The organism is Marinospirillum alkaliphilum DSM 21637 (assembly GCF_900119735.1).
Taxonomy (GTDB): domain Bacteria; phylum Pseudomonadota; class Gammaproteobacteria; order Pseudomonadales; family Halomonadaceae; genus Marinospirillum; species Marinospirillum alkaliphilum.
The window spans coordinates 158,403-182,300 of record NZ_FPJW01000008.1; the positions used below are offsets into that span (position 1 = coordinate 158,403).

The following is a 23,898-nucleotide window of genomic DNA, read 5'->3' on the forward strand; positions in this document are numbered from 1 at the left end:
CCCACCCGGCCTGCTGCCTTGCTCTCACAAGGAGATCTTGCATGAAAAAAATCCTCACTGGTCTGCTGTTGCTGGTCGCTGTTTCCTTTCAGGTTCAGGCCCAGCAAACCCTGCAGGTGGCTGCCACGGCTGTACCCCATGCCGAAATTCTGGAGTTTCTGAAACCGGCGCTGGCTGAGCAGGGTGTCAATCTGCAGGTGCGGGTATTCACTGACTATGTGCAGCCAAACGTGCAGGTGAATGAAGGGCGCCTGGATGCCAACTTTTTTCAGCACCAGCCTTATCTGACCAACTTCAATGCCAGTCGTGGCACGCAGCTGGTCAGTGTTGCCGGGGTGCATGTGGAGCCTTTTGGTGCCTATTCCAGTAAACACACCCGTCTGGATGCGCTGCCACAACGTGCACAGATTGCCATTCCCAATGATGCCACCAATGGTGGGCGTGCGTTGTTGCTGCTGCAACAGGCCGGTGTGATCACCCTGAAGCCTGAAGCAGGCATCACCGCCACCGTGCGGGATATTCAGGATAATCCCAAACGCCTGCGTTTCCGTGAGCTGGAAGCAGCCACCCTGCCGCGTATCCTCAACCAGGTGGATCTGGCACTGATCAATACCAACTATGCCCTGGAAGCAGGATTGAATCCGTCTGCTGATGCGCTGGTCATTGAAGGGGCTGAATCACCCTATGTGAACATCCTGGTGGTACGTGAAGGCAAAGAGCAGGATGAAGGCATTCAGAAGCTGGTTGTTGCTCTCAAGACAGAAGCGGTGCGCCAATTCATTGCTGAACGCTACCAGGGTGCAGTGGTTCCGGCTTTCTGATCCCCCTATAATTCAGGTTTTATTGGCTGTCGGCAGGAGTAATCCTTGAACACTTCATCCTTGCATTTAACGCTTTACACCACCGCCGGTTGCCATTTGTGTGACAAGGCTCTGGCCTTGTTGAATCCCTGGTTGCAGCAGGGTGTGAGTCTGGCGCTGGTGGATATTGCTGAGGATGAGCTGCTGATGGCTCGTTATGGTGTGCGGATTCCGGTGCTGGCGGCACCGGAAGGGCAGGAACTTGGCTGGCCGTTCACTGCTGCTGAATTACAGGATTGGCTGAAATCCTTGCCGGTTTAAGCCGGGTTATTGATTCGGGTTTGCTCAGCTTTTGGGTTGAAAAGGAATTTCGCCCTGCATGGTATCGCGCAGGTCAGTGGGTATTTCATTGGCCTGGCGAGCTTCCAGCACTTTACGAAACCCTCGGCTTTCCTGAATATGGCGGACATCATCCACCAGTACGGCAGCTTCTTCCGGTGAGCCGACCAGTGTATGCTTTAGACCGCCATACTGGGTTCCGGTCAGGCCCCAGGCGCGGGTCACCAGCCAGTCACCAAACATGTCCTGGTGTACGTATACCAGATAATAGTCCTGATCTTTTTCCCAGCGAATGATCAATGCCAGCCCCTGCATGCCTACAGCGTGGTTTGGAAGTGGTTGATTGTAAACCCTGAAGAGAAAAAATCCCATGCGTCTTGTGGTTGATGAAAACCTGCCTTACGTGCGCGAGTTTTTTGGCAGACATGCCGAGTTGCAATTAATGCCGGGTACTGCCATCACGGCCCGTGATCTGGAAGGTGCTGATGGCTTGCTGGTGCGCTCAGTCACCCGTGTGGATGCCGCTTTATTGCAAAACAATACTTCGCTGCGTTTTGTGGGTACAGCCACCATTGGCACCGACCATGTGGATCAAAGCTGCCTGGCAGAACGGGGCATCCACTTTGCCAGTGCACCCGGCTGTAATGCTGATTCGGTGGTTGATTATGTGATCAGCAGCCTGTTGTGGCTGGTTGCTGAGCAAGGGTTGCAGCTGCGGGACCAATGCATCGGTATTGTGGGTGTGGGACAGGTGGGGGGTCGCCTGGCCAGGCGCTTGCAGGCTTATGGTTGTCAGTTGCTGTTGAATGACCCACCCAGAGCCGTTGCCGGTGATACAGGGCTGGTTGATCTGGATGCCTTGCTGGAAGCCGCTGATATCATTTGTCTGCACACACCTTTAACCCGAGCTGGTGAGTCATCCCAGCCAACCTTTCATCTGTTTGATGAGGGTGTGTTGTCCCGGCTGGCAGGCAAGGTTCTGCTGAATGCCGGTCGCGGTGCCGTGGTGGATCAACAGGCATTGTTGCGCTTGTTGCAGCAGGGGCAGGCACCAGCCTTGCTGCTGGATGTGTTTGAAGGTGAGCCGCTGCTGGATGCATCACTGATAGATCAGTGCCTGCTGGCAACCCCCCATATTGCAGGATACAGCCTGGAAGGCAAAAGTCGGGGCACCGAGATGTTGTACCAGGCCTGGTGTGCTTTCACCGGGCAGACGGTCTGCCAGTCCTTGCCGCAGTTGTTGCCGGCAGTGGCGATTGACCAGTTGCATCTGGATGTTGCCTGCTCGCCGGAAGAAGCCTGCCGTCGTGTGGCACACCTGTGTTATCAGCCACTGATGGATGGCTGGCGTTTAAGGCAGGCATTAAAACACTCAAAGGACAGTGCTGCTGTTTACCAGCAACTGAGAAAAGATTATCCAGTGCGTCGGGAATTTGCTTCACTGCCGGTGAAGGCAGCCAGCGAGCAGCAAGCCAGTGCCCTGCGGGCACTGGGGTTTGCTGTGACGAATGAATGGTGATGAGTTAATCCAGAAATTTCATCGGGTAGAACCGCTGATCAGACCCGGAAGCGGCGGATACGCTGGTCCAGCTCGCGTGCCAGTCGTGCCAGTTCTTTACTGGCCTCGCGGGTTTGTTGAGTGGAGCCGGAGCTGCTTTCACAGAGTTCCACCAGATTCACCACGTTGGCGTTGATTTCGGCAGCCACACTGGACTGTTGTTCAGCGGCGGATGCAATCTGGTGGTTCATGTCGCGTATGTGTTCTGCCGCAGTGGCAATCGAATCCAGGGCCTTTTCTGCCTGGTCAGCAGCAGCCACAGTCGATTCGGTTTCACGAATACTTTCATCCATCACCTTCACGGCTTGCTCGGCACCGGTTTGCAGCAGGCTGATCATGCGATGGATTTCTTCGGTGCTCTGCTGGGTACGACTGGCGAGGGCGCGCACCTCATCAGCCACTACAGCAAAACCACGACCGGCATCACCGGCACGTGCGGCTTCAATGGCGGCGTTCAAGGCCAACAGGTTGGTTTGTTCCGCAACATCCTGAATGACTTTGAGTACACCACCAATGTTGGTGGAGTCTTCACTCAGTTTGTGAATGACCTGAGTGGACTCGGCCACCTGCTCCGCCAGATGGGCAATGGCCTGGCTGGCTTGGCGTACCGCTTCACGGCCGGTTGTCACCGCATCATCGGTTTCATTGGCTGCAGTTGAAGCGGTATTGGCATTGTTGGCCACTTCCAGAATGGTTTGGCTCATTTCATTGATGGCGGTGGCGACCTGATCGGTTTCCTGCGTCTGACGGTCCTGAGTGCTGTAACTTTCTTCTGCTACACTGGCCAGTTGGGTTGATGCCGATGACAGGCTCTGGGAAATCTGGCTGACGGAGCGAATCATTTCACCCAGTTGATCTGCCATGCGGTTTACCGCACCCATCACACTGTCAGGATCAGCTTTACGGCCCTGAGCAACAGCAGTGAAATCACCTTCAGCCAGTTTTTGTACCACACGACGTGTATCTGCCACTTCACCACCCAACTGGGCCAGTACCCAGCGGCGGATGAAAATGGACAGCAGCAGTGTGGCCAGCATCATCACGCCGACCACCAGGCCGATCTGGCGAGCCAGTGACCAGAATTGAGCGCTGACATCATCCACATAAATACCGGAACCGAGCACCCAGTTCCACTCAGCATCACGGGTGATGTAAGACAGTTTGGTGAAGCGTTCTTCAGTGACACCGCCACCGGCCAGGGGTTTTGGCCATTGGTATTCAACAAAACCTGAGCCATGACGCTTAACGGTATCAGCAAAGGCAACAAACAGGTTTTGATTGTCCAGTCGCTGTACCTGGCTGCCATCACGGTTGCGTGACAGGGTGGCGTAATGAAAATTCGGGCGATCAAGAATCTGTCCGTCCAGTGCCGGAACGGTGGGGTGCATGATCATGCGGGGAATCGGGCTGGTCAGGTCATTGACCCAGACGTATTCAACCGTGTCATAACGCAGACCACGCAAGGCATTTTTAGCCTGTTCCTGAGCTTCGGCACGGGTTAAGGCACCCGATTTTTCCAGATTCTGATAATGCTTGACTATGCCGCTGGCGAGATCAATAACCGCAACAACACGATTTTCCTTTTCTGCCACCAGAGTGGTGTTGAGCGCATTGAGTGCTACCGCTGCCAGCAAGATGAAGCCAAGCAGTGCGGCAGCAGGCAAGGTCAATAAACGACCGCCGATGGTGTTCAGTTTGATCATGCAGCGTATTTCCTCTGTGTGACTGAGTGGTCACATCTTGATTGAAAAAAGAGCCGGTGAACCGGCTCCTTATGTTTCTTTAGAGGAATACTACATGATCATTTAATGATCAGGAATAAGCCTTATTGCGTAGAGCTGCAATTCGGGCATCCAGCGGCGGGTGGCTGGAGAAGAATTTCTGGATCATGTCCTGGGTCTGGCCCTTGTTGATACCAAAGGCTGTCAGGGTGTCCGGCATTTCATTGGGCAGGTTCTGTTCGGCCTTCAGACGCTCCAGTGCATTGATCATGGCGCCGGCACCGGCCAGGCGTGCGCCGGCTTCATCAGCACGGTATTCACGGTAGCGGCTGAACCACATCACGATACCGGAGGCCAGGATGCCCAGCACAATTTCGGCAAAAATGGTGGTGACATAAAAAGCAATGCCATGACCATTTTCATTCTTGAATACCAGGCGATCAACGGTGTGACCGATGATGCGCGCGAAGAACATCACAAAGGTGTTCACCACACCCTGCACCAGCGCCAGAGTGATCATATCACCATTGGCCACGTGACCGATTTCGTGGGCCAGTACTGCGCGCACTTCTTCCGGACGCATGCGCTGCAGCAGGCCGGTGGATACTGCAACCAGTGCATCGTTGCGATTCCAGCCGGTGGCAAAAGCGTTGGACTGGTTGGAAGGGAAGATGCCCACTTCCGGCATTTTGATGCCAGCTTTCTGGGACAACTCAGCCACCGTTTGCATCAGCCACTGTTCCTGCTGGTTGCGAGGCTGGGTGATCACCTGGGTGCGTGTGCCTTTTTTCGCCAGCCACTTGGACATCAGCAGGGATACACCCGAACCGACCATGCCGAATACAAAGCAGAAGATCAGCAGGTTGGTCAGGTTCAGACCGCCGCTGGCATCCAGATAACGGCCAACGCCCAACAGGTTAAGAGTAATACTGGCCACTAGAATCACGGCCAGGTTGGTCAGCAGAAACAAGCCGATACGCATCATGTGCGAAGTTCTCCTCGGAAGTTTGAAAATCCGGTTGTTAGATGGGTCTTGAGGGCAAAGGTTTCAAGTCACTTACTGGCGATAACGTGACAGGAAACGCTCGATGCGGCCGATGGCGTCTTCCAGTTCGTCAACCCGTGGCAAGGTGACCAGGCGGAAGTGGTCTGGCTGTACCCAGTTGAAGGCAGTACCTTGTACCAGCAGCAGTTTTTCCTGCTGCAGCAGGTCCAGCGCAAACTTTTCGTCATCCTGGATGTTAAATACCTTCGGGTCCAGGCGCGGGAACATATAAAGTGCCCCTTTTGGCTTGGTGCAGGTGACACCAGGAATCTGGGTAATCAGCTCGTAAGCCTTGTCACGCTGAGCCAGCAGACGTCCACCCGGCAGGATGTAGTCGTTGATGCTCTGATAACCGCCCAGTGCAGTCTGAATTGCGTACTGGGCCGGTACGTTGGCACACAGGCGCATGGAGGCCAGCATGTTGAGGCCTTCATTAAAGTCCTGCGCCAGGTGTTTGGCACCGGACAGGATCAGCCAGCCAGAGCGGAAACCGGCCACACGGTAGCTTTTTGAAAGGCCATTAAAGGTACAGAACAGCAGGTCATCGGCCAGGCTGGCAATGGACGTGTGCTGGGCTTCGTCATAAAGAATCTTGTCGTAGATCTCGTCGGCAAAAATCACCAGTTGGTGTTCGCGAGCCACCTCAATGATCTGCATCAGCAGTGCTTCGGAGTACACAGCACCAGTAGGGTTGTTGGGGTTGATAACAACAAGGGCGCGGGTGCGGTCGGTGATTTTGCGTTTGATATCATCAATATCAGGGAACCAGTCACTCTGTTCGTCACAGATGTAGTGCACAGCTTTGCCACCAGCCAGGCGTGCAGCAGCAGTCCATAACGGGTAATCCGGTGCTGGAATCAGCACCTCATCGTTATCGTTCAGCAGGCCTTGCATGGCCATAACAATGAGTTCACTGACACCATTACCCAGGTAGATGTCTTCAATGCCCACATGGGCAATTTTTTTTCGCTGGCATTCCTGCATCACTGCCTTGCGAGCGGAATAAAGGCCTTTGGAATCACTGTAACCCTGGGCCTGATGCAGGTTGCGCATCACGTCTTGCAGAATTTCATCCGGGGCTTCAAAGCCAAAGGGTGCAGGGTTGCCGATGTTCAGCTTAAGCACTCGATGACCTTCTTCTTCCATTCGCTTGGCTTCCTGCAGCACCGGCCCGCGAATGTCATAACAGACGTGATGTAACTTGTTGGATTTACGAATGGTTTGCATACCTGGGATCCTGAAACAGAAAAAGCGCCAGTCGGCGATGGCATAGCCTACCAACTGGCGCTGATTTTGTCTTTAGCGAAAGAATTTGTGCTGATGTTTTCCCGTTGCTTAAGACAGGTCCGCATCGATGTAGCGGTTGCGGCCTTGATTTTTGGCCGCATAAAGCCGGTTGTCGACGCGTAATAATGCAGCATCCAGGGATTCGTTATCTCTTACCTGAGTAATGCCGATACTGGTGGTGAAGGTGACCTGCTCGCCATCATGGGCAATAACAGTTGATTTTTCACACTGCAAGCGAATGCGTTCAGCGATGTTACGGGCATCAGCCTTGCCGGTACCGGGCAAGGCAGCCATGAATTCTTCACCACCATAACGGGCGATCAGGTCATTTTTGCGCAGCTCACTGCGCAGGATCTGGGCAAACACCTGCAACACCTGGTCGCCAACCGAGTGGCCGTAGGTGTCGTTGATTTTTTTAAAGCGATCCAGATCAAACATCAGCAGGCAGATGGGAGAGGGCTCTTCACCTTCTTCGATTTGTGCATCGCGCTGGCGGCAGAGCTCATTGAGTTGCTGCAGCAGGATGCCGCGGTTTAACAGCCCGGTCAGGCTATCCATGCTGGCCTGACGGTAAAGGCGCATCAGGGTGCTGACCTGAGAGTGATTGGCCCAGAGAGAAATACCGAGTATCGTCACTAATAACCAAAGGTCCTGCCAGCCGTAGGCTGTTTTCATCTGACCAGTGATAGAGAGGGCCAATAACTGCACCAGGAGTACCAACAGGCCAATGCCCAGGCTTTCAATAATGGTCAGCGGGAAAACACTCAGGAAGGCAACAACCAACAGCGGAATAAAGCTGTATCCCACCAGTGAGCTCATCTGGCCGCCGTGGGTGAGCACCAGGGCAGCGTAAAACACTGCCGGTGCCAGAAGCAGTGCAGCCAGGGTATTGCGCATCCGATTCAGGTGGTTTTCATTTTTCCAGGCGGAATAAAGCACGCCAAACAATACCAGCATCAGGGCAAAACGTCCCAGCGCCACTTCAGCTACCAGCTCAAGAGGTAATAGCAGGTAATCCACCAGAATCCATAAGGGAGCCAGCAGTGTGAAGGCCATGCCTACAAACAGGACGCGGGTACGGAGGTATTCACTGCGGGCAAAATTGAAGTCCCGTGAGTGATAGCGATTACTGAGCGTATCCCTGAGGGAAGCTGGTAACCAGCTAGGGTGCCAGGGATTTTCCCACTTGATGCCGAGATTGAAACGGCGGCGCTCAGAGTTCTGCACTTTGCTTGCTCCATGCTGACTTGGTTTTATACAAGCATAAATTGAATGGGTTATTTTTGCTGCATTTTTTATTCAAAGCCAGGGTTTTCTGTAGCTTCTGTGTCATCCTGTAACTCGCCTGGTGCAGGGATATCCTCCGGGGTTTCCAGGGTGATGCGTCCCAGATGGCCGCCGCGCAGGTCATGCAGTAGCACTTCACTGGCCCGGTGGTAATCAATCACGCCTCCGGCTTTTAAACCACCACGGCGACTGGCAATTTCTTTCAGCAGGCTGCCTGCATCTTCCGGCAGGCTTTTTAACTTGTAGCGACTGATCAAGGCTTCCGGGTAGCGCTGCAGCAGGCTGCCTGCGGCCCAGAATCCTACTTCTTCATAGTCCATTGCCGTATCGCGGATGGCACCGGAGGCTGCCAGGCGATAGGCGCTGTCTGCATGTTCAATGCGGGGCCAGAGTACGCCGGGTGTATCAATGATCTGCAGGCGGTCACCCACCTGGATTTTCTGCTGCACACGAGTGACCGCAGGTTCATTACCGGTTTTGGCGATTTTTTTGCCAGCCAGTGAATTGATCAGGGTGGATTTGCCGACATTGGGGATGCCCATCACCATGGCACGTACCGAGCGGCTTTCACGCACCTGACTGGCCAGCTGTTGGCAGGTGCGAGCAATCGGCTGCAGGGTTTTGCTGTCTGTGGTGATGATTGGCAGTGCACGGGTGTTGGCTTGCTGCTCCAGAAATTCGATCCAGCGTGCTGTCAGCTCTGGATCCGCCAGGTCACTTTTTGACAGCAGCTTCAGTGTCGGTTTATGGCGTGCCAACTGCCCCAGTACCGGGTTGGCACTGGAGAAGGGGAGTCGGGCATCCAGGATTTCAATAACAACATCAATTTCAGGAAGGGCTTTTTTGATTTCCCGGCGAGCCTTGTGCATGTGGCCGGGGTACCAGTTAATTGTCATGAAAGGACTCAATTAATGCATCAGTCATCATAAAGCTGTTTCTTTTTCCAGCTCTCTTCGTTTTCCATCATCTCCGAGAAACCTTCCGCCAACTCGTTGTTGTGGAATTCGGATTCGACGGCAATTTTTTCTTCCAGATCCTGAATGGTCTGGCGGCATTCCAGCAGTGTCTGGTTGTGGATGCCGTTGGGGTTGTTGCGGTTCAGCTCACTCATGATGCGCTTGTAATGCACCACGGCAATGCGGTGATTGTTTTCCATCTCCGCTTTACGGGCTGAGGCTTTAAACACTTCCACCAGAGTCTGAGTAAAGCCCAGCTTGATTTCATTCAGGTAGGACTGGGCTACTCGATGCGGAATCTTGCGTTCCTGATACAGACTGACAATCACCTTGTTCAGATGTTTCAGATTGCGGCGGATGCCATTAGCCGTTTGTAAATCAGAAATGGGTTCTGGTCGTGGCTGATTACTGCTGCGAATATTATTAAGTTTACCTTGGGCTGCTTCAGTTTCTGATTTAAGGCGGGCATCACGACAGCCGAGTTGCTCTTGTTCTTGTAACAGGTCCAGCCATTGGCTGGCAATAAACACCCGGAAATCCTGGGAGATATAGTGCGGCGGAATTTCTTCCAGCAGCAGCTGCATTTGGCGACCCCGATCAGCCAGCAGTCGAATACGACGCTGTTGTTCGATTTTTTTCTTTTCATTCTGCTGGCGGCTGAATACCACTATCACCAGCAGTAAAGCGATGAAAAAAACGCCACCCAGTATCAACACGATCAGCATCTTTTGCTCCCGTCGGGATTCCCTGCACCAATTCAGAAAAAGCCTTTAAGCAGCTAGTATCTCCCAAAGCTGGTGTCACTGACAATCTTTGTGGCTGTTAACCTCTAATGTGTATCAGTGATTGACCGCAAGGTCAGTCTATTATCAGGGCACTTCTAAGTGATTGAAAAAAGGGTGTTGACAGCTAAACAATGGCTCATTAAGATACGCGCCATCCTGAACGGAGCAGCTGATACGTCCCATTCGTCTAGTGGTCCAGGACACCGCCCTTTCACGGCGGTAACAGGGGTTCGAACCCCCTATGGGACGCCAAAGCGGGAATAGCTCAGTGGTAGAGCACAACCTTGCCAAGGTTGGGGTCGCGAGTTCGAGCCTCGTTTCCCGCTCCATTTCAAGCAGTTATTTTGCTGTTTGATCAGCTTGAGTTCAGTGATATGTGTCCCATTCGTCTAGTGGTCCAGGACACCGCCCTTTCACGGCGGTAACAGGGGTTCGAACCCCCTATGGGACGCCAAAGCGGGAATAGCTCAGTGGTAGAGCACAACCTTGCCAAGGTTGGGGTCGCGAGTTCGAGCCTCGTTTCCCGCTCCAGATTCAGAAAGCCAGCCTTCGGGCTGGCTTTTTTCGTTTTGCCATGCCATGCGTGCACTGGTCAATCTGTGTATCATCAGTGATCGGTTTGCCGCTGGGGTAGCGGTGACGGGATCCTGAGAACTCAGATAGACCGGGAGTGACGGTGCTGGAAAGCCTGAAGCTGTTTAACCTGCTGCTGGTTGCCGCCGGTGGTGCGCTGGGAGGCATGGCTCGCCTGGCGGTCACTGATTTATGCAGTCACTGGTTAGGTTCGCGTTTTCCCTGGGGCACACTGATGGTGAATCTCAGTGGTGCCTTGTTGGCTGGCTGGCTGGCAGCTCGCCTGGGAATACCCTCAAGTCTTGATCTTTCTTCTGCCTGGCTGGCGCTGGTTGTTGGACTGCTGGGAGGTTACACCACGGTTTCTTCTTTCAGCCTGCAAACCCTTACCCTCTGGCAAAGTGGCCAGCGTTTCCGCGCGGCAGCTTATACCCTCGCCACTTGTCTGATCGGTTTTCTGCTGGTGGTGCTGGGCTGGTGGCTGGCCGGAGGTGGTGCATGATGCGCTGGTATCCTTATGCCGCGGTGGGACTTGGCAGTGCGCTGGGCAGCCTGTTGCGTTATCTGGTGTCTGTGACTTCGTTAACGGCATTGGGTCCGTTTTTTCCTTGGGGCACGTTGTTTGTCAATGTGCTGGGTTCCTGGTTGATTGCCTGGCTGGCAGTACTTGGCCAGCGTTATGCCCATGGTCGAGTGGCACGCTGGCAACCCTTTCTGGTGGCTGGTTTCTGTGGCGGTTTCACCACCTTTTCACTGTTCAGTCTGGAAACTTTTCATCTGATTTCACTGGGTCGTCCCGGGTGGGCTCTGGCCTATGTGCTGATCAGTCTGCCCTTGTGGTTGCTGGCTGCCTGGCATGGGCATAAAACGGCCGGGAAGGTTTTGTCCTGAAGGTGGTTGTACGCCAACCATGAAATTCCTGTATGCTGTAAAAAAACACAGTTGTTGTGAGGTGGGTAATGGGGCTTGAAGCAGGATTGGTGTTGCTGGGACTGGTGCTGGCGGCTGCCACGGGTGCAGTGGGTTATTTTGTGGCGCAGCAGCGGGCAACAGCTCAGATGAAGACGCTGGAAGCAGCGCGTCAGGATCTGGCGGTGCAACTGGGTGAAAACCGTGCCCGGCTGGATGCTGCGCTGGAACGTCAGGATGAGCAACGTCGCCAGTCTGAGCAGCAGCAACAGGTTCATGAGCGCTTGCAACAGCAACATCAGCAGGCCTTGCAGGAAGCCGCCGAGCTGAAAACCACGCTGGAAAAACGTGAAGAACATTTTCGTGAGCAGATGCAGCAGCTGGCAGAAACCCGCCAGTCCCTGACCCGTGAGTTTGAAAACCTGGCCAACCGGATTTTTGAAGAAAAGGGCAAAACCTTCACCCATACCAGTCAGGCCAGCATGGACCAGCTGTTAAAACCCTTTCGGGAACAGATTGAAGGCTTTCAGAAGCGCATCAATGAAGTCCATGATGCCTCCTTGCAGGGCAACACCAGCCTGAATGCCGAGATTCGCAAGGTGCTGGAGATCGGTCTGCAAATGAGCAAAGAAGCCAATAACCTCACTTCTGCCCTGAAGGGTGATTCCCAGCAGCGTGGTGCCTGGGGTGAAGCCCAGTTGCGCCGGACGCTGGAAATGAGCGGCCTGATTGAAGATGCCCACTATGAAGTCCAGTCTGCCTTCAAGGATGCGGAAGGCCGCCAGAAGCAGACCGACTACCTGATCAAGCTGCCGGATGGCAAACACCTGATCATCGACAGCAAGGTTGCGCTGAATGCTTATGATCGGGCAGTGTCGGCAGAAACGCCAGAGGCCTATGATCTGGCCATGAGTGAACACATCAAGGCAGTGCGTCGGCACATTGATGAGCTGGCCTCCAAGGATTACACCAACCTGATTGGTATGCGCAGTCCCGGTTTTGTGCTGATGTTCATGCCGGTGGAACCGGCTTACATTGAGGCCCTTAAGCAGAACCGGGACCTGTTTGAATACGGTTATAAAAAAGGGGTGGTGCTGGTTTCTCACACCACCCTGATCCCGATCCTGCGCACTGTCTCCAACCTCTGGATGATGGAGCGCAGCAACAGTGAAGCCAGGGAAATCTCCGAGCGTGCCGGTGAAATCTACAATCAGGTCAGTGCCGTGGCGGAACGCTTGGCAAAACTGGGCGGCACCCTGAACACGGCCAGTAATCACTACAACAGCACGGTCACTGCGCTGGTGGGTAAACAGGGGTTGTATGGCAAGGTGGAGCGTTTTAACCAGTTGTCGGTCAAGGTCAGCAAAACCCTGCCACCCCTGGAGCCGACTCAGATGGATTTTGAAACCGAACGCCTGTCATTGATTGTGGAAGCCATCGAAGAAAAACCGGACCAGCCAACCCCTTCCGAATAAATGCTTGCCGGTTAAAAGTAAAAGCCCCTGCAGGGCCGGGTTTCGGCACTGCAGGGGCTTTTTTTAAAACCTGATGCTGATGGGATCAGAGCGCAGCCAGCAGGGTTTCAGCGCTGCTCAGGTCGACACCTTTCTCATCAATGTTCAGCAGTTCCAGCTTGCCATCATTGATGATCATGGCGTAACGCTTGCTGCGTTTACCGAACTGGATGTCGGTCAGATCCAGCTCCAGGCCAACGGCACTGGTGAATGCACCGATTCCGTCAGCCAGCATGATGATTGCTTCGGCATTCTGGGACTTGCCCCAGGCATCCATGACAAAGGCATCGTTGACGGACAGGCAGATGATGCTGTCCACGCCTTTAGCTTTGATCTTGTCGGCATTCACCACATAACCGGGCAGGTGAGTCATGGTGCAGCCAGGTGTGAAGGCGCCGGGCAGGGCAAAAAGCACCACCTTCTTACCCTTGAACAGATCGCCGGTCTGCACGGGCTCCGGGCCTTTTTCGCCCATGATGCGCAGTTCAACGTTGGGCAGCTGGTCACCGACTTGAATGGTCATTGTTTGATCTCCTGGTAGTGTGGGTTTGACCCTGTTAGTCCGAGTATTTTAGTCGGGTTTGGGTCTGCTGAACAGGGGTTGTAAACCACTGGCCCGTTCCACCCGATTTTGCAGGGTACCGGTGAGCAGCTCCGGGTTGGGCAGCACCAGGGTGAAATCCTTGCTGGAGCGGGTGATGCCGGTATACAACAGCTCGCGGGTCAGCACCGGTCCTGGTTGGTCCGGCAGCACCAGCGCGGTGTGTTCAAACTCGGAGCCCTGGGATTTGTGAACGGTCATGGCAAACACCGTTTCGGCATCCTGCAGCCGACTGGGCAGTATCCAGCGGATGCCGCCCTGTTCGTCAGCAAAAGCCACCCACAACTGGGCAGGTTGATCCGGGCTGGCATCGGAGCACAGATCCAGGCAGATGCCGATGTCACCATTCATCAGTTTTAAACTGTAGTCATTGCGGGTGATCAGTACCGGGCGACCGGCATACCATTGCTGGTTGCCTGCCGGCAGCAGCCCGGCGGTGACCAGTGCCTTGCGAATCTCCCGGTTGAGCTGTTCCACCCCCCAGTCACCCTGACGCACTGCTGCCAGCAGTTGAAAACGGGCGTGGGCAGCAAAAACGGCCTGGGCCCAGTGCTGCAGGGCTTCTGGATCATCCTGACCAGTGGTCGGGCGCTGATTCAGCTGTTGCAGGTAACCCCGGTAACCTTCCACCACCAGATGATGAAAAGCCTGCTGCAGGGTTAACGGCCGGGTTGGTTGGGGAAAGGATCGGGTCCAGTGGTTTTTTTCCGGTCTCAGGCAACCGAGGTTGTCACGCGATTCCAGTAATTGCAGCACTTCAGTGGCAGCAGCAGGTTGAGTACGGTTGACGGTGGCGGCAAGCTGGCCGATGCCGGGATGATTCGCAAAGCGGTAGCTGTGCCTTAACATGCCGGTGGCCTGGCTGATGGCACTGCCCTGTTCATCCAGCAATAACCGGCCAGTCTGCGGGTCCAGCGGGGCTTCCCCGGTGATGCGTTGAATCCAGTCGCAGGTGTCGGCAGTGTAGTGCCCTGCCAGTGCATCCTGGCACAGATCACCCAGTACCGAACCGGCTTCCACTGAGGCCAGCTGGTCCTTGTCACCGATCAGAATCAGGCGCGCGGTGGGCGGCAGGGCATCCAGCAGCCTCGCCATCATTTCCACATCCACCATGGAGGCTTCATCAACCACCACCAGATCAGCCGGCAGGGGGTGACCGGCATGATGACGAAAATGCCGGGTATTGGCCTGACTGCCCAGCAGCCGATGCAGGGTCGTGACCTGTGTGGGGATGGCGGCTCGCAGTTGCTGTTCCAGTGCGGCAGGCAGCGGCTGGCTGGATACATTGCGGCTGATGGAGGCATTCAGTCGGGCGGCTGCCTTGCCGGTGGGTGCGGCCAGACGGATCTGCAGCAGGGGTTGCTGTTGCAGCAGTTGCAGCCCCTGCAGCAGTGCCAGCAGGCGAATCACGGTGGTGGTTTTACCGGTTCCCGGACCACCGGTGATGATGCCAAAGTTGTGGCGGGCGGCCAGTACACAACTGATTTTCTGCCAGTCCGGCTGATCGGTCGGCAGTCGGGCACTGCCCGATTCGGGAAACAGCGCCTGCAACAAGTGTTGGGTGGCCGCTTCCGGCAGGGCCAGCGGTTGTTGCAGGCGTTGCAGTATTCCCTGCTGAATCTGCTGTTCATGCTGATGATAACGGCGCAGGTACAGCAGTGGGCTATGGTTGCTGCCGGATAATACCAGTGGCCGCTCCGGCCAGGCATCACCGGCTGCGCGACAGTCACTGATGGCGGGTGAAAGACTCAGGCTGGATAACCAGGCCTCCAGGGTCAGCCCTTGCAGCCATTGCACAAAACACTGCTGCCGTTGCTGTTGCGCGGTGTTGGCGGGTTGCAGGCGTTGTTGCAATTGCTGGCGCTGTTGCAGGCTGGTGTGCAGGTCCAGACAGACATGCCCCTGCCCGGCGGCTTCACTGACCAGTGCCACACTCAACAGCAGCAGCGGGTCATCGGTGGCGGTCTGCTGCCGGATGAAACGGGCCAGTGCCAGATCCAGCGCACGCAGTCTGCCGCTCTGTTGCCAGTCTTCCAGCAGTTGCAGTAACAAGGTTGCATCAAACACAGGGAACCGGGTCATGGGCTTTCTCCCCGGAACAGGCGATCAAGGCTTTCGATCAGGCTTTTGGGTGGACGATCCATGAACAGGCCATCTCCCTGGGCCGGATCACCCCGCAGAAACACATAAATGGCCCCCCCCAGATGGCGGTCATAATCATAATCCGGCAGGCGGGCCTTGAGCTGGCGATGCAGGGCCAGCAGGTACAGCACATACTGCAGGTCATAACGCTTGTGCAGAATGGCTTCACGCAGGGCCGCCGGGCTGTAACCGGCATCCAGACGATTGGATTTCCAGTCGATCACGTAATAGCGCCCCTGATGTTCAATCACCAGATCAATGAAGCCTTTCAGCAGGCCGTTCAGTTGTTGTTCGCTGCTGGCCTGCGGGCGTACTGCGGCATCCAGCGTCTGGCTGCACACCAGCCGATCCAGGCGGGCGGCATTCACCTGATGTGCTTCAAACAGGAATTCCATTTCCACCGCCAGTTGGTGGGGCTGTAATCCGGACAGGCTGAAGGCCGGTGCTGCATCATTTGCAAAACAGGGCAGTTGCCATTGCCGGGTCAGGGTCTGTTGCAGCCACTGGCTCAGCGGTTCGGCATAAGCACCGATGTCCAGCAATTCACAGCGTTGTTGCAGCACTTGCAGGCGTGTGGGGTGATCTGCCGCCGCTGCTGCAAACCCCTGCAAGAGTTGACCCGTTTCCGGTTGCTGGTATTGATGCACTGCTGCCCATTCCAGCAACTGGTGCAGGAAGGTTCCCCACTGACTGCCCGCCGGGAAATATTGCATCAGATTGTCTGCCGTCAGCTGGGATGGATCCGGGGGCGGGCTCGACATCACCGCCGACGGAGTACTTGCTGTTGCGGTGGGTTTTTCGTGAAAGTGTTCCACTGCTTTCTGTTGCAGGCGGGTTTCAGGCGCACTGCCTGTTTCACTGCCCCGCGAGTCTTCAGCATCCACCAGGCGGATGGCTGAATAACTGGCGATCCACCAGGCTTCCGGGCGCTGCAGGGTCAGGCTGCGTGCCGCTTCCAGGGTGATGGTGTCACTTGCCGGCAACTGCTGGTCGGTGATCGGCGGCGGCGGTGTCAACTGGATCTGTGGATGAAGATCGGCCAGGGCCTGGAGTGCAGCCATGAAGGCCTGATGGCTATCCAGCGGCTGACCGCCATTCAACAGATAACCCAGTGCCGAACGTTCAATGACGGGTTTGCGGGCATTGCCTGTTGCCAGGGGTGCAACACCCAGCCACAGTGCATGACGGGCACGAGTCAGCGCCACATACAGCAGGCGCAGGTCTTCACTGATGCGTTCCTGATTGGCCTGTTGCCAGGCCTCCGGGCAGGCGTTTTTGCCTGCCACTTCCAGATACAACTGCTGCTGAATGCGCCAGGGCACCTGCGGGGTGTTGCCATCCAGCTCCCGCCAGCCACTGATGAACGGCAGCAACACCAGTGGGTATTCCAGCCCCTTGGATTTGTGGATGGTGATGATGCGCACCAGCCGGGCATCACTTTCCAGCCGCAGGATCTGCTGTTCATCACGGCTGTCCAGATGTTCAGCCAGGTGGCGGATCAGGGCCTGTTCACCATCCAGCTGGCTGGCCGCCTGTTGCAACCATTCACTCAGGTGCAGCAGGTTGGTGAGTTGCCTTTCTCCCTGAGATTGAGCCAGCAGGCGTGCAGGCAGTTGCCAGGTCTCCATCAACTGGCGCAGCATCACCAGCACCCCCTGTTTCTGCCAGCTCTGGTGCAGGCGCTGGAAGCGTTGCATCTGGCGCTCCCAGTCCAGTTCATCCTGCTGCCAGTCGGCCAGTTGTTGCAGTGGCAGCGCCAGGGTATTGGTGCCCAGTGCTGCCCGCACCAGCCGGTCATCGGTGGGTTCGGCGCAGGCCCGTAACCAGTGCAGCAGATCGGCCGCTTCGCGGCTGGCAAACACCGAGTCACGATCCGACAGGTAAACACTGGCGATGCCACGACGGGCCAGCTCCTGTTTGAGCAGCCGGGCTTCCTTGCCGGTGCGTACCAGCAGGGCAATGTCAGCGGCCTGCAGGGGCTGTTCAATCTGACCTTGCTGTCCAAACCCTGCCTTTCCTTCACGGGCAGCCAGCAACCAGCTGCTGATCTGGCTGGCAGCGGTGGCTGCCGCCAGTTTGCGGTAGGCTGGTGTACCCAGGCGTTCTTCACCGGGTTCGGGTGAGAAGGGCCACAAGGTCACGGCGGTTGCCGCACCGTCCGGCAGGTACAGCGCTTCCTTGCGACCCTGGGCTGCCACGGCAACAAAGGGCATCGGGTTGTGCGACTGTTCATCGGTGCGAAAACAAAAAGCACCGCGTGGGTGGTGTTCGGCATGTGAAAACAGCGCATTGCAGGCTGCCACCATTGCTTCAGTGGAGCGGAAGTTGCGGGTCAGGGTGAAGTGGCGCCCATCAGTGGCCTGGCGGGCCAGCAGGTAGGTGTGAATGTCTGCACCACGAAAGCTGTAGATGGCCTGCTTGGGATCACCGATCAGCACCAGTGCGCTGGTTTTATCAGTCTGCTGTTGCGGGTAGATGGCATCAAAAATGCGGTACTGGATCGGGTCGGTGTCCTGAAACTCATCAATCATGGCAACCGGGAAGGCCTGCCGCAAGAGTGTTGCCAGTCGTGTGGCGTGTGCACCGGCATGGGCTGGGTCCAGCGCCTGTTCAAGCTGGATCAGCAGGTCATCAAATCCCATTTCGGCCTGACGCTGCAGGCGCTGGCGGAAGGTGTGCAGTACCCACTGGCGGGCGTGGGCCAGCAGCAGGTTGGCCAGCGGTGGGCTGGTGGCTTCCGGCAGCGGGGTGAAGGCCGGGAAGGGTTGCACCGCTTGCTCCTGACCCTTCTTGAACACAAAACCATCAAGCACAAAGTTTTTCAGCTTGTTGGGTGCTGCTCCGCGACCTTCGGCCCAGTCACGGATCTGTTGCAGCAGCTTCAGAAAAGCGGCTTCATCCTTGCTATCATGTTTGGTGGCGTTTAAGGCCGGGCGCAGTGCCAGCAGGTGTTCAACAATGGCATCCCAGTCCCGGCACCAGTGCTGACGGATGGCTGCTTCCTGGTCCTGCAACTGCTGAGCGGCCAGCAGGTGAGGCTGCAGATCATCCACCTGCAGGATTTCACCCTGATGGGTCAGGCCGTGGCAGGTGGGTTTCAGCAAATCCTGAAGGGCGTCCTTCAGTGCGCCGGGATGGCTGAAACAGTCACTGATCAGGCGGGCCTGGTGTTCCGGCAGCGGGTAAAAATGCACCCGCCAGTAGTCTTCCACCACGCTGTCCAGCAGCTCGCGGGTATCGGTGACCAGCTGCCGATCAAACAGGCCACGGGTATCAAAGGCGTGTTCCACCAGCATGCGGTTGCACCAGCTGTGAATGGTGGCAATGCTGGCTTCGTCCATGCCTTCGGCAGCCACCTGCAGGCGCCAGGCACAGGTTGGCCACTGCTCCTGCGGGTAACTGGCGCGCAGTTGCAGCAGGGCGGGGTCAGGCGTTGTTGCCGCTGATTCACGAAACAAGGCAGCCGCTTCCACCAGTCGGGCCCGAATGCGGTCGCGCAGTTCTTCAGCGGCGGCATCGGTGAAGGTCACCACCAGTATTTCACGTGGCGTCAGGGGGCGAACAAAGGCGCTGTCGGCTTCACCCTGTCCCAGAATCAGGCGGGTGTAAAGCAGTGCCAGGGTGAAGGTTTTGCCGGTACCGGCACTGGCTTCAATCAGGCTGCGACCGTGCAGCGGAAAATGCATCAGATCCAGTGGCTGGCTCATGTGCTTGCCTCCTGATCCAGCAGTTGCAACAGGGGTTGGTAAAGGCGGCTGGCCAGTTCGCTGAACTCAGGTTGTGCGGCCAGGCTGTCAAAGTCCGGCCAGAAGCGTGGCAGGGCCGGGTGGTCCTGAATTTCCCCCGGCATCCGGTAGCCGTCTCCTTCATAAACCCGCCGTGGATCGCCTTTTTCCTGCAGGCTGGCAAAAGCGGTTTTGCAGGGCAGCGGCAGCAGCTGTTGCATGCCCAGTTGCCAGACATCAGCCAGATCCAGCAGCAGGCTTTCGGCCTGGTCTGCCGGCAGGGCAGGCAGGAGCAGTTGCTGATCACTGGCCAGAATGTGGGTGCAACAGGGGTGCTGCAGCTGTGCCAGCAGGTGTTGCGGCCAGTGGCGGACCAGTTGATACCACTTCAGGCTGTTGCCACTGCTGAGGCGACCCGGCTGCAGCAGCAGGCGGATGCATTGGCCATCACTGTTGCTGCGGATGTCGCTGATGTCCGCTTCCAGCTGCAGGGTGGCATGGATGGACCATTGATGATGCCGGGTTGGCTGGCGCAGCGGGAAGGCTTGCAGAAGCTGCACATAATCCTGCAGTGGTGTCAGCAGTTGTTCATGCAGTGCCTGTTGCTGTTGTGCCGAAAAAGGCGGCAGGGCCAGATGGCCGCTGCGCTGCAGGGCGGTCACCGCCTGTTGCAGCAGTTGCTCAGGGGCATCGGTGGGCAGGCCGTTGGCGGCCTGGTTGCGGTGATGCTGACGGGCCAGATTGCCGGTGATGCGTTCAATCAAATGCTGGTGCAGCTGCCATTGCAGGCGTCCATCCACGGCAAAGGTTTCACTGTCTTCCGGCAGTTCCTGCCGATCCTGCCAGTGGATGCCGAGGCGACGGGTGTAAAAGGCCGCCACCGGCTGGCGCAGGAAACGTTCCAGATCGGTCAGTGTCAGGGTGCCTTCCGGCAGGCCGCTGATCCGGGTTTCATCCGGTGGTGAAGTGGACTGGAGTGCGTGCACCTCGCGCCATTCACTGGCGTAGGTGAACAGGCGTGGGTCCCGGTCCGGCTGGAAATAGCGTTCACTGAACGCCTGCAGCGGGTGTTCGGTGGTCAGCGCTGCCAGCAGGGTTTCCGGAGAGGCATCCGGCTGGTGTTGCAGCCGCCAGCCAGCCGCCAGGTGATCACGCAACTGTGCCACCAGCACCGATGGAGGACGTTCACTGTTGTCACGAACATCACGCCCCACCCAACTGATCACCAGGCGTTCACGGGCAGACAGCAGGGCTTCCAGAAACAGGTAACGGTCATCTTCCCGGCGTGAGCGGTCACCGGGCCGGTAATCATCAGCCATCAGGTCAAAGTGGGCGTGGCGACTGCTGCGCGGATAATCACCATCGTTCATGCCCAGCAGCCAGACCTGCCGAAACGGGATGGCACGCATCGGCATCAGGGTGGCAAAGTTGATGGAGCCACCCAGAAAACGACGTGTCAGGCCGGGTTCATCCATGCCGGCCAGCAGGGCTTCCCGCACCACCGGCAGCGGCAGGGCGAGGGATTGCAAACCGGCCTGTTGCCATTGTTGTTGCAGGCGTTGCAGTTGTTCCGCCAGTTGTGCCAGCAGCTGGCTGTCTTCACTGTCTGCCGCGGCAAAGCTTTGATTCAGCAGTTGTTGCAGCAGGCTGATCCAGGTGTCCGGTGAATGACTTTGCTGCAACAGGTCGTGCAGGGTGCGCAGGTGTTCAATCAACAGCACCAGCGGGCCGAGCAGTGCGGCTTCCAGCCCGGCCACTTCGTCATAGGGTTCGATGCCCTGCCAGGCCGGTGCCTGACCGGCAGCATGACCCAGCAGCATGCGTTGCAGGCCAGCCAGCCAGGTATTCTGCTGCAGTCCTTCCGGCAGGCCAAGGCTGGCGCGTTGTGTGGCATCCAGTCCCCAGCGGATGTTGGCACCCCGAATCCACTGGCGCAGCCGGGGCAGATCGGTTGCTTCAATGCCAAAACGCAGGCGCAGTGCCGGGGTGTCCAGCAGGTCCAGCAGTTCACTGACTGCAAAACGTGACCCCGGCAGTTGCAGCAGTTTCTCCACCGCAATCAGCAAGGGGTTGTGGCGTCGCTGGCCCTGATCGGCAATATGAAAAGGCAGTGGACTGTTGCTGAACACGGCCTGGATGTGGGGCGCATACACATTGATGTCCGGCACCATCACCAGCACATCGCGGGGCTGCAGGGGCGAGCCCTGCTGCTGGGCGGTTTCAAAGGCATCCAGCAACTGGTCATGCAGGATTTCCACTTCACGCTGCGGACTGTGGGCGATGGTGAACTGCAGGCTGGTATCGCGGGTTGGGTCCAGTTGCCAGTGACTGTCCTGACTGAGTTGCTGGCGCTCATTCAATGGGCGCAGTTCCAGCAGATCATCCTGCAGTTGTTGCAGCAATCCCGGTTGTGGTGAGTGTGCCTGCTGCAAGGGTGAGGTGAACAGGTCGATGTGACCGGCAAACTGCTGGCGGTAGTGGTCCGGCTGATCCTTCTCATCCAGCAGGTGCAGGTAATCACGCCCCTGTTTGCCCCAGGAAGCCAGCAGGGGGTGGCCGTGCAGGTGCAGTTGTTCCGGGGTCAGGTTGTCCGGCAGTTTGCGCTCACGGATGCGACGGTATTGCTGTTGCAGCAGGGCCTTGTGTTCAATCAGGTCGCCCCAGTAGTGGCGGCAGGGATTGGCTGCAAAAATCAGCACCTGACTGAAGTTGGACACGGCTTCCAGCAGCTCCAGGGTCTGGCGTGGCAGGGACGAAATGCCAAATACCATCACCCGTCGCGGCAAACCGGCTGGTCGCTGCTGTGCTGACAGGGTCTGACAGGCACTCAGTACCCGCTGATGAATGGCAGCACGGCTGGCACGATCCCACTGGCCTTGTCCCAGTCGGGTGTCGCTTTCTATATCCTGTTTCAGCCAGCGCCATAACAAGGGTTGCCACAACTGGTCATCGGGCAGCGGCTCGGTGTGGCCATGGGCACGGATCAGCAGGTCTTCACCGGCTTCCCAGCGGGTCAGCCAGTCTGCCCGGTATACCTGATACTGATCGTAAAGATCGGCCAGGTTGGCCGCCAGTTGGTGCAGGCGACGTGGATCATCCGGGTCAGTGGCCAGGAAACCGCTCAGGGGTTGCAGGTGTTCCGGCTGATCCAGGGTGGCCTGACGGCTTTCCAGTTGTTCCAGCAGGCGGTACAGACGCCAGCTTAAAGGCTGTTTGTCATAGGGTGAGGTGGCTGGCAGATCGGGGAAAATGCTGCGATAGGCCTGCCAGATGAAACGTCCCGGCAACTCCACCCGCATGGCAGCGGCAATGCCACAACCCCGCTGTTCCCTGTTTGATGTAGGGCTGGGTGTAGGGCCAGATGCAGGATCGGCAGCCAGTGCCATTTTCAGCCACTGGGCAATGCCGTTGCTCTGCACCAGGATGCATTCATTTTCCAGCGGGCCCAGCGGGTGTTCGGCAATCCACTGCACCATCACTTCACGCAGGTCTTCCAGGCGATTGCCCTGCAGGATCATCAGGCCGGGTGTGAGTGAGGATGTCATGCCTGGGTTGTTCCGGATTCAGTGGCAAAAAGCTCAGCGACAAATGCCGGGACCACCTGGGTGGCCGGGCCATAATAACCGGCATCAAACGAACCGCCGGTCTGCTCCAGATTCAGTTCCACGGTATGGGCGCCGTTACCGGCGGCAGTGCGGGTGAAACCGGCAGCCGGATAAACCTGTCCGGAGGTGCCGATGGCAATGAACAGGTCGGCTTCGGTTAATGCCTGATAACAGTCATCCAGCCGGTAGGGCACTTCACCGAACCAGACAATGTCCGGTCGCAGCAACTGCGGTGGATCACAGCAGTCACAGAGGTGCTCCACACTCAGGTCATTTTCCCAGTGCCGGGTTTTGCGGCTGCGCGGGCAGAGAATGCTTTGCAGCTGGCCATGCATGCTGATCAGATTGCGACTACCGGCCCGCTGATGCAGGTTGTCGACATTCTGGGTGATCAGGGTGAAGTGGCCACCGGCCTTGAGCAGCCGGGTTTCCAGCTCGGCCAGGGCCAGGTGAGCGGCATTGGGCTGGAGTTTCGGGTCTTTCAACTGGGCTCGGCGCAGGTTGTAAAACTGGTGCACCAGCGCGGGATTCCGCTGAAAACCTTCCGGAGTGGCAACATCCTCGATGCGGTGGTTTTCCCACAGGCCATTCTGGTCACGGAAGGTGCTGATGCCGGATTCGGCGGAAATACCAGCGCCGGTCAGTACCACGATGTTCCGGTAAATCAGTGACATGCATGTCTCTCCTGCTATGCGGCAGTCAGCACTTTATCACTGAAGGCAGGCTTTTGCAGCGCCATGGCAGAAATTGCCGGGGGGGCATTAGCACCTTGATTGGATTGCATTTGCTGGCCATCCGCCTGAACTGGTATGTACTGGTTTAAGTTGTTTTTTTGTGCAGCACGAATACTTTTTAACAAGAAAATAACAAAAAGTATCTGGGGCATGTCACCCGCTGCATTAATAATCGCTGAAAACGGATATTCAGGACTTCAGGTGGCGCCATGGGAACAAACAGGTGCTGGCAAGGGTGGTTGCTTCTTTTCCTGCTATTGGCATTCGGTGGTGAAGCACTGGCTTCAGGGCTGCCGGACGCTGCTGCGCAGGACGAA

Annotated in this window: 19 protein-coding genes and 4 tRNA genes; 10 read left to right on the forward strand and 13 right to left on the reverse strand. The window is 56.8% G+C overall.

Features of this window, described 5'->3' with window-relative positions; all coding sequences use genetic code 11:
* The first annotated feature begins 41 nt into the window (after positions 1 to 41).
* Both BT114_RS11605 and BT114_RS11610 read left to right on the forward strand, forming a co-directional pair.
* Complete coding sequence (locus BT114_RS11605; RefSeq protein ID WP_072326663.1) at positions 42 to 821, forward strand: MetQ/NlpA family ABC transporter substrate-binding protein; 780 nt, start codon at positions 42 to 44, stop codon at positions 819 to 821.
* Between the two features lie 45 nt (positions 822 to 866).
* The gene (locus BT114_RS11610; protein ID WP_245770439.1) at positions 867 to 1,121 is read left to right on the forward strand and encodes a glutaredoxin family protein; all 255 of its coding nucleotides are present in this window, start codon (positions 867 to 869) and stop codon (positions 1,119 to 1,121) included.
* A 24-nt stretch (positions 1,122 to 1,145) separates the two neighbouring features.
* Here BT114_RS11610 and BT114_RS11615 read toward each other — a convergent pair whose 3' ends face one another.
* Entirely contained in the window at positions 1,146 to 1,439 is a 294-nt protein-coding gene (locus BT114_RS11615) for a hypothetical protein (RefSeq protein WP_245770440.1), read from the reverse strand.
* Positions 1,440 to 1,509: 70 nt separating this feature from the next.
* Here BT114_RS11615 and BT114_RS11620 point away from each other — a divergent pair, with 70 nt between their 5' ends.
* Positions 1,510 to 2,658 (forward strand): 4-phosphoerythronate dehydrogenase, encoded by a 1,149-nt coding sequence (locus BT114_RS11620; protein ID WP_072326665.1) that lies wholly within the window; start codon positions 1,510 to 1,512, stop codon positions 2,656 to 2,658.
* Between the two features lie 38 nt (positions 2,659 to 2,696).
* Here the strand turns inward: BT114_RS11620 and BT114_RS11625 are convergent, their stop codons facing one another.
* The 6 genes from BT114_RS11625 to BT114_RS11650 form a co-directional block, all read right to left on the reverse strand.
* Positions 2,697 to 4,400, reverse strand: coding sequence for a methyl-accepting chemotaxis protein (locus BT114_RS11625; protein ID WP_072326666.1), 1,704 nt, complete (start codon positions 4,398 to 4,400; stop codon positions 2,697 to 2,699).
* A 109-nt stretch (positions 4,401 to 4,509) separates the two neighbouring features.
* Entirely contained in the window at positions 4,510 to 5,403 is an 894-nt protein-coding gene (gene htpX / locus BT114_RS11630) for a protease HtpX (RefSeq protein ID WP_072326667.1), read from the reverse strand.
* A 72-nt stretch (positions 5,404 to 5,475) separates the two neighbouring features.
* Complete coding sequence (locus BT114_RS11635) at positions 5,476 to 6,690, reverse strand: pyridoxal phosphate-dependent aminotransferase (RefSeq protein WP_072326668.1); 1,215 nt, start codon at positions 6,688 to 6,690, stop codon at positions 5,476 to 5,478.
* Positions 6,691 to 6,798: 108 nt separating this feature from the next.
* The gene (locus tag BT114_RS11640; protein WP_084662204.1) at positions 6,799 to 7,977 is read right to left on the reverse strand and encodes a GGDEF domain-containing protein; all 1,179 of its coding nucleotides are present in this window, start codon (positions 7,975 to 7,977) and stop codon (positions 6,799 to 6,801) included.
* 68 nt (positions 7,978 to 8,045) lie between these two features.
* A complete protein-coding gene (gene ylqF, locus BT114_RS11645) occupies positions 8,046 to 8,933 on the reverse strand; it encodes a ribosome biogenesis GTPase YlqF (RefSeq protein WP_072326669.1) in 888 nt (295 codons plus the stop codon).
* Between the two features lie 20 nt (positions 8,934 to 8,953).
* Entirely contained in the window at positions 8,954 to 9,718 is a 765-nt protein-coding gene (locus BT114_RS11650) for a hypothetical protein (RefSeq protein WP_072326670.1), read from the reverse strand.
* Positions 9,719 to 9,954: 236 nt separating this feature from the next.
* Here BT114_RS11650 and BT114_RS11655 point away from each other — a divergent pair.
* The 7 genes from BT114_RS11655 to BT114_RS11685 all read left to right on the forward strand — a co-directional run bounded on the left by BT114_RS11655 (position 9,955) and on the right by BT114_RS11685 (position 12,735).
* Positions 9,955 to 10,030: transfer RNA gene (locus BT114_RS11655), tRNA-Glu, on the forward strand.
* A gap of 2 nt (positions 10,031 to 10,032) precedes the next feature.
* A tRNA-Gly gene (locus BT114_RS11660) sits at positions 10,033 to 10,107 on the forward strand.
* A gap of 49 nt (positions 10,108 to 10,156) precedes the next feature.
* Positions 10,157 to 10,232: transfer RNA gene (locus tag BT114_RS11665), tRNA-Glu, on the forward strand.
* 2 nt (positions 10,233 to 10,234) lie between these two features.
* A tRNA-Gly gene (locus BT114_RS11670) sits at positions 10,235 to 10,309 on the forward strand.
* 145 nt (positions 10,310 to 10,454) lie between these two features.
* The gene (locus BT114_RS11675) at positions 10,455 to 10,853 is read left to right on the forward strand and encodes a fluoride efflux transporter FluC (RefSeq protein ID WP_281249036.1); all 399 of its coding nucleotides are present in this window, start codon (positions 10,455 to 10,457) and stop codon (positions 10,851 to 10,853) included.
* Positions 10,850 to 11,242, forward strand: a complete 393-nt coding sequence (locus BT114_RS11680) for a fluoride efflux transporter FluC (RefSeq protein WP_072326671.1) — start codon at positions 10,850 to 10,852, stop codon at positions 11,240 to 11,242. Before BT114_RS11675 ends, BT114_RS11680 begins: the two co-directional genes overlap by 4 nt.
* Before the next feature lie 68 nt (positions 11,243 to 11,310).
* Entirely contained in the window at positions 11,311 to 12,735 is a 1,425-nt protein-coding gene (locus tag BT114_RS11685) for a DNA recombination protein RmuC (RefSeq protein WP_084662206.1), read from the forward strand.
* A gap of 85 nt (positions 12,736 to 12,820) precedes the next feature.
* On the opposite strand, the gene BT114_RS11690 is transcribed toward BT114_RS11685, so the two are convergent.
* From BT114_RS11690 to BT114_RS14970, 6 genes are read right to left on the reverse strand one after another with little or no spacing between them, the layout of a single operon-like run.
* The gene (locus tag BT114_RS11690) at positions 12,821 to 13,297 is read right to left on the reverse strand and encodes a peroxiredoxin (protein WP_072326672.1); all 477 of its coding nucleotides are present in this window, start codon (positions 13,295 to 13,297) and stop codon (positions 12,821 to 12,823) included.
* A gap of 48 nt (positions 13,298 to 13,345) precedes the next feature.
* Entirely contained in the window at positions 13,346 to 15,457 is a 2,112-nt protein-coding gene (recD, locus tag BT114_RS11695) for an exodeoxyribonuclease V subunit alpha (RefSeq protein WP_072326673.1), read from the reverse strand.
* Positions 15,454 to 19,224: an exodeoxyribonuclease V subunit beta gene (gene recB, locus BT114_RS11700; RefSeq protein ID WP_072326674.1), complete on the reverse strand. Its 3,771-nt coding sequence runs from the start codon at positions 19,222 to 19,224 to the stop codon at positions 15,454 to 15,456. Before recB ends, recD begins: the two co-directional genes overlap by 4 nt.
* Complete coding sequence (recC, locus tag BT114_RS11705) at positions 19,221 to 22,787, reverse strand: exodeoxyribonuclease V subunit gamma (RefSeq protein ID WP_072326675.1); 3,567 nt, start codon at positions 22,785 to 22,787, stop codon at positions 19,221 to 19,223. The genes recB and recC overlap by 4 nt, the downstream gene beginning before the upstream one ends.
* On the reverse strand, positions 22,784 to 23,521 hold the full coding sequence (gene cobB / locus BT114_RS11710) for a Sir2 family NAD+-dependent deacetylase (RefSeq protein ID WP_072326676.1): 738 nt from the start codon (positions 23,519 to 23,521) through the stop codon (positions 22,784 to 22,786). Before cobB ends, recC begins: the two co-directional genes overlap by 4 nt.
* 14 nt (positions 23,522 to 23,535) lie before the next feature.
* Positions 23,536 to 23,733 carry a hypothetical protein gene (locus tag BT114_RS14970; RefSeq protein ID WP_072326678.1) on the reverse strand — a complete coding sequence of 66 codons (198 nt, stop codon included), beginning with the start codon at positions 23,731 to 23,733 and terminating at the stop codon, positions 23,536 to 23,538.
* Between the last annotated feature and the right edge of the window lie 165 nt (positions 23,734 to 23,898).